At 67.8% G+C, this 15,593-nt stretch carries 16 protein-coding genes; 7 read left to right on the top strand and 9 right to left on the bottom strand.

Going from position 1 to position 15,593, the window contains the following annotated elements:
• Positions 1 to 822 precede the first annotated feature (822 nt).
• From E1261_RS19050 to E1261_RS19030, 5 genes are read left to right on the top strand one after another with little or no spacing between them, the layout of a single operon-like run.
• Positions 823 to 2,808 carry an ABC1 kinase family protein gene (locus E1261_RS19050; protein WP_132408230.1) on the top strand — a complete coding sequence of 662 codons (1,986 nt, stop codon included), beginning with the start codon at positions 823 to 825 and terminating at the stop codon, positions 2,806 to 2,808.
• Between the two features lie 27 nt (positions 2,809 to 2,835).
• Positions 2,836 to 3,690 (top strand): alpha/beta hydrolase, encoded by an 855-nt coding sequence (locus tag E1261_RS19045; protein WP_132408229.1) that lies wholly within the window; start codon positions 2,836 to 2,838, stop codon positions 3,688 to 3,690.
• Positions 3,691 to 3,707: 17 nt separating this feature from the next.
• Positions 3,708 to 5,099, top strand: coding sequence for an MFS transporter (locus tag E1261_RS19040; RefSeq protein WP_132408228.1), 1,392 nt, complete (start codon positions 3,708 to 3,710; stop codon positions 5,097 to 5,099).
• 9 nt (positions 5,100 to 5,108) lie between these two features.
• Positions 5,109 to 5,396 (top strand): 4a-hydroxytetrahydrobiopterin dehydratase, encoded by a 288-nt coding sequence (locus E1261_RS19035; protein WP_132408227.1) that lies wholly within the window; start codon positions 5,109 to 5,111, stop codon positions 5,394 to 5,396.
• 32 nt (positions 5,397 to 5,428) lie between these two features.
• Complete coding sequence (locus E1261_RS19030; protein WP_132408226.1) at positions 5,429 to 6,253, top strand: acyltransferase domain-containing protein; 825 nt, start codon at positions 5,429 to 5,431, stop codon at positions 6,251 to 6,253.
• On the opposite strand, the gene E1261_RS19025 is transcribed toward E1261_RS19030, so the two are convergent.
• The 3 genes from E1261_RS19025 to E1261_RS19015 form a co-directional block, all read right to left on the bottom strand.
• Positions 6,250 to 7,425 (bottom strand): polysaccharide deacetylase family protein, encoded by a 1,176-nt coding sequence (locus tag E1261_RS19025; protein WP_132408225.1) that lies wholly within the window; start codon positions 7,423 to 7,425, stop codon positions 6,250 to 6,252. The two genes, E1261_RS19030 and E1261_RS19025, sit on opposite strands and share 4 nt — an antisense overlap.
• A gap of 78 nt (positions 7,426 to 7,503) precedes the next feature.
• Entirely contained in the window at positions 7,504 to 8,133 is a 630-nt protein-coding gene (locus tag E1261_RS19020; protein ID WP_132408224.1) for a DedA family protein, read from the bottom strand.
• 64 nt (positions 8,134 to 8,197) lie between these two features.
• On the bottom strand, positions 8,198 to 9,379 hold the full coding sequence (locus tag E1261_RS19015) for a cytochrome P450 family protein (protein ID WP_132408223.1): 1,182 nt from the start codon (positions 9,377 to 9,379) through the stop codon (positions 8,198 to 8,200).
• A 49-nt stretch (positions 9,380 to 9,428) separates the two neighbouring features.
• Here E1261_RS19015 and E1261_RS19010 point away from each other — a divergent pair, with 49 nt between their 5' ends.
• Both E1261_RS19010 and E1261_RS19005 read left to right on the top strand, forming a co-directional pair.
• A complete protein-coding gene (locus tag E1261_RS19010) occupies positions 9,429 to 9,755 on the top strand; it encodes an ArsR/SmtB family transcription factor (RefSeq protein ID WP_132408222.1) in 327 nt (108 codons plus the stop codon).
• A complete protein-coding gene (locus tag E1261_RS19005) occupies positions 9,745 to 10,158 on the top strand; it encodes an SRPBCC family protein (protein WP_132408221.1) in 414 nt (137 codons plus the stop codon). Before E1261_RS19010 ends, E1261_RS19005 begins: the two co-directional genes overlap by 11 nt.
• Here the strand turns inward: E1261_RS19005 and E1261_RS19000 are convergent.
• Genes E1261_RS19000 through E1261_RS18975 form a run of 6 tightly spaced genes read right to left on the bottom strand, consistent with a single transcriptional unit; the run spans position 10,133 to position 15,493 of the window.
• Entirely contained in the window at positions 10,133 to 10,924 is a 792-nt protein-coding gene (locus E1261_RS19000; protein WP_132408220.1) for an ABC transporter permease, read from the bottom strand. The genes E1261_RS19005 and E1261_RS19000 overlap by 26 nt on opposite strands.
• A complete protein-coding gene (locus tag E1261_RS18995) occupies positions 10,908 to 11,651 on the bottom strand; it encodes a 2-aminoethylphosphonate ABC transporter permease subunit (protein ID WP_272948590.1) in 744 nt (247 codons plus the stop codon). The genes E1261_RS19000 and E1261_RS18995 overlap by 17 nt, the downstream gene beginning before the upstream one ends.
• A 17-nt stretch (positions 11,652 to 11,668) precedes the next feature.
• Positions 11,669 to 12,694: an ABC transporter ATP-binding protein gene (locus tag E1261_RS46430; protein ID WP_238176299.1), complete on the bottom strand. Its 1,026-nt coding sequence runs from the start codon at positions 12,692 to 12,694 to the stop codon at positions 11,669 to 11,671.
• Positions 12,691 to 13,716 (bottom strand): 2-aminoethylphosphonate ABC transporter substrate-binding protein, encoded by a 1,026-nt coding sequence (locus E1261_RS18985; protein WP_132408218.1) that lies wholly within the window; start codon positions 13,714 to 13,716, stop codon positions 12,691 to 12,693. Before E1261_RS18985 ends, E1261_RS46430 begins: the two co-directional genes overlap by 4 nt.
• An 11-nt stretch (positions 13,717 to 13,727) precedes the next feature.
• The gene (locus tag E1261_RS18980; protein ID WP_132408217.1) at positions 13,728 to 14,396 is read right to left on the bottom strand and encodes a phosphonatase-like hydrolase; all 669 of its coding nucleotides are present in this window, start codon (positions 14,394 to 14,396) and stop codon (positions 13,728 to 13,730) included.
• Positions 14,393 to 15,493 (bottom strand): TIGR03364 family FAD-dependent oxidoreductase, encoded by a 1,101-nt coding sequence (locus E1261_RS18975; RefSeq protein WP_202874826.1) that lies wholly within the window; start codon positions 15,491 to 15,493, stop codon positions 14,393 to 14,395. The genes E1261_RS18980 and E1261_RS18975 overlap by 4 nt, the downstream gene beginning before the upstream one ends.
• Between the last annotated feature and the right edge of the window lie 100 nt (positions 15,494 to 15,593).

Below are 15,593 nucleotides of genomic sequence, written 5' to 3'. Positions count from 1 at the left end.
ACATCCCACGCACACGAGTCCGCCCGTCCGCGCACCTGACTCTGCCTCACCCTTGGAGGCGTCTCGCCGGGCACCTGTCGGAGCGGACCTGCACCACCCACCAACTGCGGTTCGGGAGCTGGCCGGAGGCGTGGCGGACGTCGGCGAGGGCTGCTAGTGGGTGATGGCCGTCCGCCCCAGCCGCAAGCAGGCGGCGTGCGGCGCAGGAAGCGTCGATCGGGCCGGAGGTTGTCGCGTGGCCGTCATGCCCGTCACAACGTCCGAAGGTCCGGAACACCAGGTGCGCGTGTCCTTCGGACGTTAGCCCCGAGCAGTTGCGGGTACGGCGGCCCGCCGGCGCGCGTGCAGGGGGGCCGGGTGTACTGCGGTCACGTAGTGGGGAGCTCGGACATCTGATGGCGTGTCCGGGGTCCCCAGTGGGTGTACGCGGTTCAGCTGGTTACTGCGTGGGCTGGGGAGTGCTACCCGTCGCTTTCGGAGGTACGACTCCCCAGCAGCGGCGAGCAACCACTGCCGTAGGAGACGGGCCGCATCGGAGCGCACCGTCACCGCACCCGCCGTACAAGAACCCACATCCAGCAGAAGGGCCGGAATGTCCGGGCGGCCAGTCCTGGAGGATCCGCGCAGCGACAGGACGTATAGGTCCACTGCCGGGGGTCGGCACGCTCGCCGATGTGGCTGCGGGTGGTTAGTGGAGGTATACGTCCTGTCGTTCGGATGATTCCTTGGCAACTGGGCAATCGGCACGGCGGGAAGGCTCCGGGGCGGGTTCACCCGTGTGGGTGAACCGGCGTCCGCCCGGCACGGCCTAGGGTTCGAGGCATGGATGTTGCGATTGCTGGGTTGTTCAGCCTGGTTGTGTTCATGGTGCTCTTCATTCCGGTGGCGCAGCGGTTGCTGGGGGTTCGGTTCGGGCTGGTGCGGTTGGCGTTGGCGGCGGGGTTGACGTTGTCCACGTTCAGTCCGATTGCCAATGCGCTGGTGGGGCCGCCGCCGTTCACGGGGTCGAATGCGGCGGCGTTGGCGTTCGTGGGGCTGACGACGTTGTGCGCGACGTTGTGTGGGCTGGTGTTTCTGGTGCTGGCGGAAGCGTTGGTGCCGACGGGGTCGTTGCCTCGGGCCCGGGATCTGCGGCGGGATGTGGCCGGGCGGATCGCGCGGACGCGGCGGTATCTGCAGATTCTCCGGATCGCGGTCAAGCATGGACTGGGACCGTATCTGCGCGGCCGGCGGCGGCCAGGCCGGGAGAACGCGGCCGGGCAGGCGGAGTTGGCGCGGTCATTGCGGCTGGCGCTGGATGATGCCGGTGTCACGTTCGTGAAGCTCGGGCAGGTGTTGTCGACGCGCAGCGACATCATCCCGCTCTCGGTCGCCAACGAGCTGAGTCGCCTGCAGGATCAGGTCACGCCCGCACCGTGGGCGGAGATCGAGCAAGTCCTGACCGAGGAGCTCGGCGCACCGCCGAACCAGGTGTACGACGAGTTCGTCACCGAACCGCTCGCCGCGGCCAGCGTCGCGCAGGTCTACACCGCGACCCTCCGAACCCCAGAGGCACAAAGCGTCGTGGTGAAGGTCCAGCGCCCGGGCATCGCGAGTGTCGTCGACCGCGATCTGGATATCGTACGGCGCCTCGCCCGCCTACTGGAGCGGAACACCGACTGGGGTCGTTCGATGGGCGTCCGTGCGCTGGCTGATGGTTTCGCCGACGCGATACGGGAGGAGCTCGACTTCACCGTCGAGGCGGGCAACATGGCGGCGGTCGCGGCCGGCCAATCGGTTGCCGCCAGCAACGACATCGTCGTACCCGAACTCCACGCCCGCCTGTCCACCCACCGTGTACTCACCATGCAGCGGCTGGACGGGATCGGCCTCGGCAACGCCGCGCCCGCGATCGCCGAGCGCGGTCTGGACGCCGTTCGGCTGGGTCGCACGCTGTTCGACTGTCTGCTCGGCCAGGTCGCGATCGACGGGGTCTTCCACGCCGACCCACACCCAGGCAACTTCCTGCTGCTCAAAGACGGCCGCATCGGCATGCTCGATCTCGGCTCGGTCGGCAGGCTCGATCCGGCGACCCGAGAGGCACTGCAACGGTTCCTGCTGGCGATCGATCACGGGGACCCGGTCGGGGCCACCGATGCGCTGCTCGAGATCGTCGATCGCCCCGACGTCATCGACGAACGTGGTCTGGAGCGAGCAGTCGGTCAGTTCATGACCCGGCATCTGACCGGTGCGGTGGCGATCGGTCCAGCGATGTTCAACGACCTGTTCAAGATCATCACGTCGCATGAGCTCGGGGTTCCGCCCGAGGTCGCGGCGGTGTTCCGGGCGCTGGCCACGATCGAGGGCACGATCAGCCGCATCTCCCCCGGATTCGACCTCGTCGGTGCGTCCCGGCAGTTCGCCTCAGCGCATATCACCGACCGGCTGACTCCGGAGGCACTCCGCCGTACGGCGACCGAGGAGCTCGCGTCGATCCTGCCGATGCTGCGTCGCCTGCCACGGCGGATCGACCGGATCGCCGCCGCGGCCGAGAGCGGTCGGCTCGGTCTGAATGTTCGGCTGCTCGCCGACGAACGCGACCGGCAGCACCTGACCGGCCTGCTGCACCAGGTCCTGCTCGCCGTCCTCGGCGCGACCGCCGGCCTGATGGCGGTCCTTCTGCTCGGCATCGACGGCGGCCCGCGAGTCAGCGCGAACATCACCCTCTACCAACTGTTCGCCTACAACCTGCTGGTGATCTGCGCAGTGCTGGTTCTCAGGGTCCTCGTCCTGATCTTCCGGATTCCCGAAAAAACCGGTGCGCGTTAAAAGTCCAGTTGTGCCAAAATAACCGCCATGGCTACCTATGTCCTCGTCCACGGCTCGACCAGCAACTCGTTCCTCTGGACGTCGGTCCAACGCGAACTCGCCCTCCGCGGACTACCGTCGTACGCGGCCGATCTGCCCGGCCACGGCCTCGACGCGCAGTACCCGGCCGCCTACCAGGCCCCGCAGGACCTGGACGCCTGGGCGACCGAGCCCTCCACCCTCGCCACGGTCACCCTGCAGGACAACGTCGACAGCCTCCTTCCCGCCGTACGGCGCCTGGCCGCGAACGGACCGGTCGTCCTGGTCGGCGCGAGCCTCGGCGGTGTCACGATCACCGCACTGGCCAACCAGGCACCGGAGCTCGTCGATCACCTCGTCTACATCTCCGCCTGGGCGCCGGTGTCGAAGCCGAACCCGATCGAGTACATGGGGGAGCCCGAGTTCGCCGAGAGCCTGTTGCCGTCCGTGGCCGGCCTGTCGGTCGGCGATCCCGCAGTGATCGGCGCCGGCCGGGCGAACTACCGCACCGCCGACAAGGCGCTCCTCGAGGCACTGAAGGCCGCCACGATGGCCGAGGCGACCGACGCGCAATTCCTTGCCCTGCTCAACATTCTGCAGCCCGACGAGTCGCTGCAGGTGATGATGGGCGACGCCCGCGCCGACGCCGCCACCTGGGGCACGATCCCGCGCACGTTCATCCGGCTGACCGCGGACCGCTCGCTCCCGATCGCCGTGCAGGACCTGCTGATCCGCGAGGGCGACGAACTCACCCCGGACAACCAGTACGCCGTACAGTCGCTCGACGCGAGCCATGTCGGCTGGATCTTCCAGCCGGACCGGATCGCGGAGCTGCTGGCCGGAGTTGACCTCAAGTCCGCTTGAACTCCCAGGATGACGGGATGACCGCAGACCTGTCGACCCCAGCCCCGAAACTGCTGAGCGGCCCGCACCTACCACTCGCGCTGGGCGTGATCGGCCTGGTCACCCTGAGCGCCCTGGAGAACCGCGCCGTCGGTACGACGTTGCCGACGATGGTGCGTGAGTTCGACGCGCTCGGCAGTTTCGGGGTGGCCAACGCGGCTCCGAACGCGAGCTTCGTGTTCGCCCTGGCCGTCGCCGGGCTCTGGTCGGATCGGCACGGACCGATCCGGACCCTGCGGCTCGGGGCGATCGCGTTCGGGCTGGCCCAGCTGCTGATCGGGTTCGCGGTGGCGATGCCGATGGTGATTGCCGGCCGGGTGCTGAGCGGGATCGCCGAGGGTCTGCTCGATGTCTCGCTGCTCGTCCTGGTCGCCCGCGCACTGCCCGCCGCGCTGCGGCCGCGGATGATGTCGCTGATCTCGGCGATGTGGGTGCTGCCGTCGATCTTCGGCCCGCCGCTGACCGGCGTGATCACCGAGCAGTTCGGCTGGCGCTGGGTGTTCCTGGGCGCCGTCGTACTGCTGGTCCCGACCTGGTTGTTGCTGCAGCCGGCGATCCGGCAGTCGCAGAACAGTCCGGAGCCCGAGCGCACCCCCGAGCACATCGCGGAACTGGCTGCCTGGCGTACGGCGCTGCCGTGGGCGGCCGCGATCTCGGTCGCGCTGTTCACGTTGACGCTGACCGGTGACCACCTCGACGGACATCGGGTGCTCGGTGGCACGGTGATCGCCGTCGCGCTCGTCGTACTGGGCGTGGCGGCAGTCCGGGTGATGCCACGTGGAGCGTTCGTCGCCGAGCGTGGATTCCCGGCGGTGGTCGCGATCCGCGGGCTCGTCGGTGCCGGATTCGCCGGCGTCGGTGTCTACCTGCCGCTGTTGCTCACGCTGCTGCATCACTTCAGCCCGGCCCGGGCGGGTGTGAGTATGTCCGTCACCGGGGTGTTCTGGGCGCTGGGTTCCTGGTTGCAGGGCCGCGACCACAACTTCCAACGCGTCAACGTACTGCGTACTGGTCTCGCCCTGATGACCGTCGGGATCGCGATCACTTCGTTGCTGGCCTGGACCGACGCGACCGCCTGGTTCGGACTGACCGGCTGGGCGATCGCGGGAATCGGCATGGGGCTCAGTTCGTCGAGTCTCTCGGTGCTGATGCTCGACCTGTCCGACGCCGGCAACTCCGGCCGCAACGCGAGTGCCGCCCAGATGGCTTCGGTCATGAGCATCGCGACCGCCGTCTCCGTCACCGGTACCTTGCTGGCGCTGAACGCGGACGACCCACAGCCCTGGGTGTTCGGCGTGATCGTTAGCGCAGGCGCCGTACTGACTGCCCTTGCACTCCTGTGTGCCGGGCGGGTGCGTCGGAAGGTCTAGAGTGACGACATGGCTGAACTGCTCACGGACGACCAGATCGATCTCGCGCTTCGCGACCTGATCCCGCTGTGGAAGGCCGTGGACAAGACGCTGGTGCGGACCGTCGAGCGGGAGACGTTCCTGGACGGCATCCGGCTGGTCGCCACCGTTGCGCAACTGGCCGAGGCCACCGGGCACCACCCGGACATCGACATCCGCTACAAGAAGATCACCTTCCGGGTCACCAGCCATGACTCGGGCGGTATCACCGAGGACGATCTCGTCCTCGCGCACCACATCGACACCGCGGCCGGATAAATCAGCTTTCGTACATCGGTTACCGTTGCCGGGTGACTTCTGTCGACGAGTACCGCCTGCTGGGATTCTCCGACGAGGACCGGGAGGACGCCGAGAAGTTCGCGGCGGATCCGGCCGTGGTCGAGGACTTCGTCACCCAGTTGCGGGCCGGGGTCGGCCGCCAGGGCACCGAACCGCAGCACCGGATGCCGGAGGACACCCGCAACACCGTCGCGGCGTTGCTGGCGACAGTCCCGGAGATCCGGAAGTACCACGCGGAACGCGGGATCCCGGATGACACCAGCTGGGCGACGCTGGCCGATCTCGGCAAGCAACTGGAGGTCAGCCGGCGGACCCACGGCAAGTACGGCCTGGCCACGCACTGGTGGCTGACGATCCACTGGGCCGGCCAGATCTACGCCCTGGGCCGGTTGCAGTGGGCGCTCTACCAGGTCACCGAGGACAAGCCGGTGCCGGGGACCGAGCCAGGTGAATGGGTCGTCGGCGTCCACATCCCTGAGACCGGTCCGCTCTCGCCCGAGCTCGTCGACGCGAGCTTCGCGCAGGCTCGCGAGTTCTTCCCGCGGTACTTCCCGGAGTACCCGGTCAAGACCGTCACGCTGCACTCGTGGCTGCTCGACCCCTACCTCCTCGACAACCTGCCGCCCGAGTCGAACATGGTCCGCTTCGGTCGCCGCTTCACGCCGTACGGGACACCGATCGACAACCAGGAGAGCGCGATCTTCTTCACCTTCCGCAGCCGCGACCTCGGCCGGCTGGACGAGTTCCCGCAGGACACCACCTTGCAGCGACTGGTCGTCAGCCGGATCAAGCAGGGCGGCACCTGGCAGGACGCGAGCGGCTATACCCAGTTCTAACGGCGGCCGCTCGGGACCCCGGCGTACTTCGCGAGCCAAGCGGCCAGCTCGATGTTGCTGACGCATCGGACGTCGGGCTGCTTGCAGGTCTCCTTGACGAACGTCGTCAGGGCGTCGGAGTAGATGCTGTTGTTCCAGCGGTTGAAGTGGTTGCCGAGGAACAGCGGCGGGTTCCCCTTCGCCCGGGACCGCGCAAGTTGCTGCCGGTACGTCGCCAGCACCTGTGCCCGTAGTTGCGGAACCTGCGCGACGGGCGCCTTCTTGGCCTTGGTCTGCGCGTACCAGATGTTGTAGTCCATGGTCAGCGTGTTCTTGGTCGTCCCCGCGAGCACGACGTCCTGCAGCGGGAAGTTCCACAGCCCGTCGACCTTCTTCGGCCAGCGCAGATAGCCGGGCGCGGACGCGTCGTACACCATGCCGCGATAACCCATCGCCCGCCGGTACGCCGCCCTGTTGCCTTCCAGGCACGGGGTTCGCATCCCCTTCACCGTGGAAGGGTCGAACGGAGCCGCGACCGTCTTCCCAGCCGCGAGGCCGGGGCCGGTGCGAACCATATGGTCGAAGGCGTTCAGTTCGGCCGTCCACTGCGCGGAGGTCCATTCGCCGACGCCCTTCGGCCCGCAGAAGTGACCGTTGACGTGGGTGCCGATCTCGTGACCCTCGGCGATCGCGTCGTGCAGGATCGTCGTCCGGGCCAGCACGTTGGCCGGCGTACTCCAGCCGATGTCGGAGGCGCCGGGCTTGCGGAACGGAGGTTTGTAGTCGGTGCGATGGGAGGCCGGGTACAGGTAGGGGCCGGACAGGAAGAACGTCATCCGGGCGTCGACCTGGTGGGCCACGGTCCGCCAGTGGTGCCAGAGGGCGAGATCACCGGCGCCGTCGAACGAGACGACCACGAAGAGTGGCGGTTTACCGTTGGCGAGCCGGGCCGGGAAGTTCCGGGTCACCGGGGCCGCGGCGACTCCTGCAGGACCGGTCGGCTTCGGCGTACTGCTGGGCGTCGGTTTCGGCGTCGGCGAAGCCGTTGGGGACTGGGAAGGCGTCCGCGAAGGCGTCGCGGAAGGCGAGCTGGGTGTGGCCGACGGCTGCGCGTTGGGCTCGATATCGGCACATCCGACCAGCACCGCCGCGACCACCACCGCGGCGGCAAGGAGGTTCGCTCCAGGCCTCACCACACCTCTACTGACGCACGGACCGCATCAGAGGTTGAACGGGAACACGCAGGAACACGGAAACCCGGACGGCGATCGTTAGACCGCTGTGATCTTCGCCGCGCGGCGCCGGTTCGCGATCCGGCGGGACGTCTCGATCACCAGTCCGATCACGAACGCCATCCCGAGGCTGAAGCCGAGCGCCTTGAGCGAGTCGTGCTGGAACGCGTCACCGCCGAGGTAGCCGATCAGAGCGACGTACGTGTAGGCGATCGTCACGCCCGCGAAGGTGAAGACGACGAACTTCTTGAACGAGTACCGCGTCGCGCCCGCGGTCAGCGTCGCGACCATCCGGGCGCCGGGGATGTAGCGCACCGTCACCAGGATCAGGCCGCCGCGTTTGTGCAGGGCGGCCGAGACCTTGTCGTACAGCAGCTGCCGGCGCTCCTGCCGCTTCATCCAGCGGTGCAGCCGGGGGCCGGAACCACGGCCCATGAAGTAGCAGGCGATCTCGCCGATGACCGAGCCGACCATCGCGACCACGATCACGAGCAGCAGGTTCTGGTGGCCGGCAGCGGCGGCCATCCCCGCGGTGACGACCATGCCCTCACTCGGGATGATCGGGAAGACGGCATCGATCGCCGCGGCCAGGAAGAGGACCAGCAGCAACCAGTGCGAAGCCATGGCCAAGCCCAGTAGGTGCCGCGCCACCTCCAGGATCTCAGTCATCTGTCAAAGGATGCCATCCCCGGTCAAGCCGGTCACAATCCCATCGGTGTGATTCAACGGGCATTCATGTGATGTTCAAGGGCAAAGTCTGGATGCCGTTCAGCAGGAAACCGGGCGGGCGGTCCGGCTCCCCGTCGGGCTCGGCCAGGCGCAGATTCGGGAACCGGTCGAACAGCATCTCCAGCGCCACGCGACCCTCCAGCCGGGCCAGCGGAGCACCCAGGCAGTGGTGAATGCCGTGCCCGAAGGCCAGGTGCGCGGAGTCGGGGCGGGTGATGTCGAACTCGTCGGGCCGATCGACCTTGCGGTCGTCGCGGTTGGCCGGCAGCAGGGCGAACACGAGCACCTCCCCCGGCTCGAGCCGTTCACCGGCGATGTCGATCGGCGCCTGGACGAAGTACGGGACGGTGACCTGCAGCGGGCCGTCGTACCGGAGGGTTTCCTCCACTGCCGCCGGAAGGCGATCCGGCTCGGCGCGCAGCAGGGCGAGCTGCTCGGGGTGCTCGAGCAGCGCGTAGGTGCCGTTGGTGATCAGGTTGACCGTGGTCTCGTGACCGGCCGACATCAGCAGGAAGATCATCGAGGTCAGCTCTTCCGCGCTGAGCCGGTCGCCGCCCTCCCGGACTGCGACCAGAGCGGAGAGAAGGTCGTCGGCCGGCTCCTTGCTCTTGACCGCGATCAGTTCCTGGATCATCGCCACGATCTGGCCGCTGGCCTCGATGTACTCGTCCGGGGTGTGCATCGGCGCGTTCACAGCCACCGACGACCACTGCCGGAACGACTCGCGGTGCTCGACCGGGACGCCGACCAGCTCACAGATCACCGTGATCGGCAGCGGGTAGCTGAACAGCTGGACCAGGTCGGCACCGTCACCGGCAGCCTCGATCTTGTCGAGCAGCTCGGCCGCGATCTCTCGGATCCGCGGCTCCAGTTCGTCGATCCGGCGTCGCGTGAACGCAGCGGTCACCAGCTTGCGCAGCCGAGTGTGGTCCGGCGGGTTCATCAGCAGCATGTGCCGGTCGGTCCACCGCACCTGCTCCTCGGTCAGGAAGTCCCGATGCGGACCCTCCATCATCGACCGCACCACCTCCGGATGCGCGAGCAGAGCGCGCACTTCGGCGTACCCGGTCACGAGCACCACCGGTACGCCGGTGAACAGGGTCAGGCGGGTGATCGGTCCCTGAGCGGCAAGCTCGGCGAACCCTTGCTGGCGGGCAGTTCCCTTGGGCAGAAGAAAAGGCTGCATCACCCCCAGAAGCCTAGTGCTCTTGCCAAACACTTCACCATCTGGTGAAATGTTCGACGTGCTGACGACGACCTTCGGAGCGCTCGCGGATCCGACCAGGCTGGCGATCGTGGGGCGGCTGAGCCGCGGCGACGCGACCATGGGTGAGCTCGCGGAGCCGCACCGGATCACGCCGCCGGCGATGACCAAGCACGTCGGGGTGCTCGTCGACGCGGGCCTGGTGAGCCGCCGGCGGGTCGGGCGGACGGTGGTCTGCACGCTCCGCCCCGAGGCGCTCTCCGAAATGGAACGCTGGCTCGACGACCTGACGGCGTACTGGAACAGCACCGTCGACCGGCTGGAAGAACTCTTGCGAGGGGACCACGATGGCGACTGAGATCCGGATCGAAAGGGTGCTGTCGGCAACGATCGATCGGGTGTACGACGCCTGGACCCGAGCCGACCTGCTGATGCGTTGGTACTGCCCGAATCCACAGCTGGAGCTGAAGGTGCAGGCCGATGTGCGGGTCGGCGGGGAGTACGTCGTGGAGATGGGTCCGCATGTTGTGCGCGGCAACTACCTCGTGGTCGAGCCGCCGTACCGGCTGGTCTTCAGCTGGGCCTGGGACGGCAGCTCGGACGAGCCGACCCGCGTGCAGGTCGACTTGTCCGAGGTCGCCGACGGCACCCTGATGGTGCTCAACCACACCGGCTTCGCGAACGCCGAGGACACCGCCAACCACCAACTGGGCTGGGATCCTCAGGTCGATCGGCTCACTGCTCTACTGCTCGCCCCCTGAGCCGGTCGACAGTGAAGACCACCAGCACGGTGGCGGTGAGGAGGACGAGGGCTTCGGCGGCGGCAGTGAAGGTCTGGCCGCGGTCGGAGAGCGCGAAGATGCTGACCGGGACGGTTCGCCAGGAGGCCGGGTAGACCATGATCGTGGCGCCGACCTCGCCCATCGACAGCGCTACCGACAGGCCGGCGGCGGAGGCGATGGCAGGGCGGAGCATGGGGAGCCGGACCTGCCAGAGGACTCGGGCCGGGGAGGCGCCGAGGGATGCGGCGACATCGGCGTACGAGGGGTCCACGCGTTGCAGTGCGGCGGCAACGGTTCCGTAGCTGAAGGCAACCATCAGGACGAGGTGCGCGATCACCACGATCCACTTGGTGCCGTTGAGCAGGATCGGTTGCCGGGAGAAGGCAACGAGCAGGCCGAGGCCGACGACGACCGACGGTACGGCGATCGGCAGGTGATGCAGTGCGTCCGCGACTCGCCCAAAGCGGCTGCCGTGGGCCGCGAGTGCACCCCAGGTGCCGAAGGCAACGGCGAGCAGCCCGCCGAGGAAGGCGGTCTGCAGGCTGACCGACAACGACGCGAGCTCATCACCTGACAATGCCTCCTGCAGATGGCCGGCGGTCGGGTTCGACGGGAGGACGCCGTTCCAGGTGCCGGCGAACGCGGCCGCGATCACCACCACGAACGGCGCCAGCACGAGCACACCGAACACGACCGCGAACGCGATCCAGGTAAGGGCCTTCCCAGGCCTAGTCCAGACGAGCACGACGACCTCCCAAAGCCTTACGCAGCAGGGCATATAGCCCAAGCGACAGCACGATCTGTACGACGGCGATCGCGCACGCGGCCGGGTAGTCGAACATCACGATCCCCTTGGTGTGGACGAGCATCGGCAACGTGGTCGTGCCTTTCGCGCCGAGGAACAACACGATGCCGAACTCGTTCAGCGTGAGCAGCAACGTGAGACTGCCACCCGCGACCATCGCCGGGCGAACCTCCGGCAGCACGACCTGCCGCAGTACCCGCCACGGCCCGGCACCGAGGCTCGCGGCCACGTCCAACTGGGCCCGCGGCAACCGACTCATTGCCGCCAGCAACGGCCGCATCACGAACGGCGTGTAGAAGGTGATCTCGGCCAGCACGACAGCCCACGGGGTGGTGAGGAATCCACCGGTCCGCAGGATCCCCGCCGTACCGTAGATGAAGGTGAACGACAGCGCGACCAGGAACGACGGCAGCGCCAGCATCGTGTCCACCAGGCTGGCGACCACCCGCGCACCGGGGAACGGTACGAAGCTGATCACCACGGCGAGGAACGTCCCGACCACCAGGCAGCCGATCGTCGAGCAGACCGCGATCTGCACGGTCCGGATCAACGCCTCGCGAAACTCGACCGACCCGAGCACGTCACCCCAGGCCGGCGCCGACTCAACGGCGACCAGCGCCAAGGGATAGACGACTAGCACCGCAATCAGCAGCAACGGTGGAACCAACCAGCCCGATCTGCTTCTCAACTGGGTACCAAACTGCAGGCCTCGGCAGGCAACACCATCGAGACCTGCGCACCAAGCGCCGGTACGTCGCTGTCCGCGGGCAGGTCGATCCGGACCGACACGTCCGGCAGACCGTCGACTGTGCAGGTCAACTGATTCGACGAGCCACGCCATTGCGTCGCGATCACCCGCACCGGAACACCTTCGGAACCGAGCCGGATCGCATGCGGACGGATGCAGAGCAGTTCCTTACCCGGCGTCGACCGCACGCCCGGCAACACGTGGCCGGCCACCTTGACGTCTTCGCCGACGCTCTCGACGGGCAGCAGATTCGCGCCGCCGAGAAACGATGCGGTGAACGCCGAGGGCGGAGTCGCGTAGAGCTCAGCCGCCGGGGCGATGTCGACCAGGCGAGCGTCGCGCATCACCGCGATCCGGTCCGCGAGCGCGAGCGCCTCGGACTGATCGTGCGTCACGTAGACGATCGCCACCTCCGGCACCTCGCGCCGGAGCTTCTGCAGTTCACCGAGCATGTCGGCGCGCAGCTGTGCATCCAGCGCGGCGAGCGGTTCGTCGAGCAGCAGCACCTTCGGCTGGATCGCCAACGCCCGCGCGATCGCGACTCGCTGCTGCTGCCCACCGGACAGCTCCCGCGGGAACCTCTTCGCGTACGACGTCATGCCGACCATCGCGAGCATCTCGGCCACCCGCCGGACCACCTCGGCCTTCGGCTTCCGCGCTGCTCGCAACCCGAAGGCGACGTTGTCCGCAACTCTCAAGTGCGGAAAGAGTGCGTACTGCTGGACGACGACCCCGATCCCCCGCTTGGCCGGCGGGAGATCCGTGACGTCCTGGCCAGCAAGCCGAATCCGCCCACTGCTCGGCCGGACAAAACCCGCCACCGCCTTCAGCGCGGTCGATTTCCCCGAGCCCGAGGGCCCGAGCAGGGCGACCGTTTCACCGGCCGCCACGGTCAGGCTGAGTCCTTCCAGCGCGCACGTCCGGCCGAAGTGCACCGAGACGTCGTCGAGCTGGACAGTCATCCCTGGATCGCCTTCGTGTACGCGGCAACGTCGGCGTCGAGATCAGTCAGCACGGCGTTCCAGTCCGGCGACCACGCCTCGACACCGGTCATCGACTGTTGCACCGCCTGGAAGTTCGCATCGGTCGGCTTCACATCCGTCCGCGCCGGCAGGCCGAAGGCGTCACTCGTCAGTGTCTGCTGGGCTTCCGTGGTCAGCAGGTAGTCCATCAGCTGCTTGCCACCGTCGGAATTCGGTGCGCCGGTCGCCAGGCCCATCACGTACGGCAGGGCGATCGTGGTCTTCTTGCCGTCCGGACCGGCCGGGAAGAAGATGCCGAATGCAGATTTGTCGACAGAGATCGAGGACAGGTTCATCTGAACGTCGCCGTTGGCAACCAACAGCTCGCCCTTGCTCACCTTCGGCTGCAGCTTGCCGGTCGACGCGGACGGGCCGACATTGTTCGTCTCCAGCTTGCGCAGGTAATCCAGCGCGCCCTGCTTACCCATCAGGTGCTGCAGCAGAATCAGTACGGCGGTTCCGTCACCGGCCTGCCCCGGAGTCGAGTACTGCAACTTCCCCTTGAACCGCGGATCCAGCAGCTCCTCGAACGACTTCGGCGTACCGGCCTGCTTGTTGGCGATGAAGCACAGGTAGTTGTTCGCGACGGCGACATAGTCGTCCGACTTCACACTCGTCACGTGCTCACTACCCGGTACGGCGTACTTCTGCAGCAGGCCGTCCTTGGACGCCTTCTGGATGAACGGCGGCAGGGTCACGACGACATCGGCCTGCGGATTCGACTGCTCCTTGGCCAGCCGCGAGACGACCTCGCCGGAACCGGCCTCGACGGTCTGGACCTTGATGCCGGTCTTCGCGGTGAAGGCCTCGAAGCGGGTCTTGTACCAATCGGCCAGGCCGTCGGCGGTGTAGACGGTGACGGTCTTCGCGCCTCCGCCGGCGGAGGCGGCGCCGGTGCCACCGCAACCGGCGATCACTGGGATGAGGAGTGCGGCGATGAGCAGGGGCTTGAGCTTCTTCACTGTTCCGACCTTCAGGTGAGGAGAAGGTCCGGCAGATCCCGGACCGACGAGAGAACGTGCGTCGCACCCGCGGCCTGGAGCTGATCCTTGCCATGGGCACCGGTGAGGACGCCGGCGACGATCCCGGCACCGGCCGCGATCCCCGTCGTCATGTCGTAGGCGGTGTCGCCGGCGACGGCGACGTTCGCCACCGCGTCGGCCTTCAGGTCCAGCACGGCCCGCAGAACCATGTCCGGATACGGTCGGCCGCGGCCCGCCTGGGCCGGGCACAAGGTGAGGTCGGCCAGCTCGCGCCAGCCGAGGGCGGACAGGATGCGCTGCTGCGTCGTCTGCGCGAACCCGGTGGTCAGGCAGACCTTGATCCCCGCGTCCCGCAGCTGCCGGATCGCTTCTTCGGCACCGTCGATCGGTGCGCAATGACCTTCGTCGACCAGCGCGCCGTACGCGGTCTCGAACGCCTTGTTGGCCTGCTGGGCGGCTTCTTCGTCGTTCAGCAGGGCGCGGAAGACGGTGATCTTCGACTCGCCCATGGTGGCGCGGACGTGGTCGAGCATCCGGTCGTAGTCCGGGCTGCCGGATTCGATGCCCTGGGCACCGATCGCCCGGGTGAAGGCGCGCTCCACGAGCCCGTCGTCGGCGACCGTCGTACCGGCCATGTCGAGCACTGCCAGCTGGATCATCGGTCGATCTCCTCGAAGCTCAGCTCGGCGATCGCCGGGGACATCGTCATGCCGCGACCGCCCGGTCCGGTGACCAGATGGACGTTCTTGGCGACCTCGCGCCGTACGACGATCTCGTCGCTGGTCGCCTGCGAATAGACGCCCGCCCAGCGCCGGACGACCTTCGGCATCGGACGGCCGAGGATGTCCTCGACGGTCCGGGCCAGGTAGTCGTACGGGTCGGACTGGACGTCGAAGTTGAAGGGCTCCGCGTATTCATGCGTGTCGCCGATGGTCAGCCCACCGTGCGTACGCTGGACCATCAGAAGCTGCATCGCATGCTCCTGCGCGATAGTTGCCTGCGGCTCCAATGCGTCGACCGACTGTCCCTGGTACGCCGGGTAGTAGCGGAAGCTGTCGGCATCCGCGACCGCGGTAGTCAGCGGTACGTCGAGGGGTTCGGTCTGCATCATCTGCAGCCGGACGCGCCGTACCGGCAGGTCTTCCGTGAGCTCGCGGATCAGGCCGCCGTGCCAGGCGCCCGTGCACAGGAACACCACGTCGGCGGCGTGCGTCTCGTGGTGATCGTCGGTGATCTCGCCGCTGTCGACGGTCCGCACCTCTCTCCCACCCAGGAACTGGTAGCGCCCGGACTTCTCGAGCTCGAGGCGAAGCGCGGGGAGCACCTCACGCGGCTCGACGATCGCATCGCGCGCACACCACAACGCACCCTGCAGCTCGCCCCGCAACGCCGGGTTGCGCTCACGCGTCTGCTCCGCATCCAGTACCTGAAAGCCTCGTTCGGCTGCATCGGGCCGAGCCGCAGCCTCCTTCGCGACGGCCAACTCCTCCTCGGTCCGGCACACCGTGAGCGACCCGTGCGGCCGGAAGCTGATCCCGGGCACCTCCGCCCACAGCTCACGGGCCCGCTGGGCTGTTTCGATCTCCGCCCCGTCCGCCCGGCCGCTGACCCAGACGAGCCCGAAGTTCCGCACACTCGCGCCACGAGCCTCGGCCTCCCGCTCGATCTGCAGCACCTCGTGCCCCCGCCGTACCGCCTCCCGAGCATGCATCGTCCCCAGCACCCCGCCACCCACCACAACCACCCGCACCGGCATCTCCCATCACTCGACCTGTCCCCAGATTGGTCCGGACCAATGAAGCGTTCATGCGTGAGCGGCAACCACCCGATGAACCCCCGGCAAACACTTCCCCCAC

Source organism: Kribbella albertanoniae, from assembly GCF_004348455.1.
GTDB classification, from domain to species: domain Bacteria; phylum Actinomycetota; class Actinomycetes; order Propionibacteriales; family Kribbellaceae; genus Kribbella; species Kribbella albertanoniae.
Note: the sequence above shows the minus strand (reverse complement) of the source record. Positions and strands in the feature narration are given on the sequence as shown.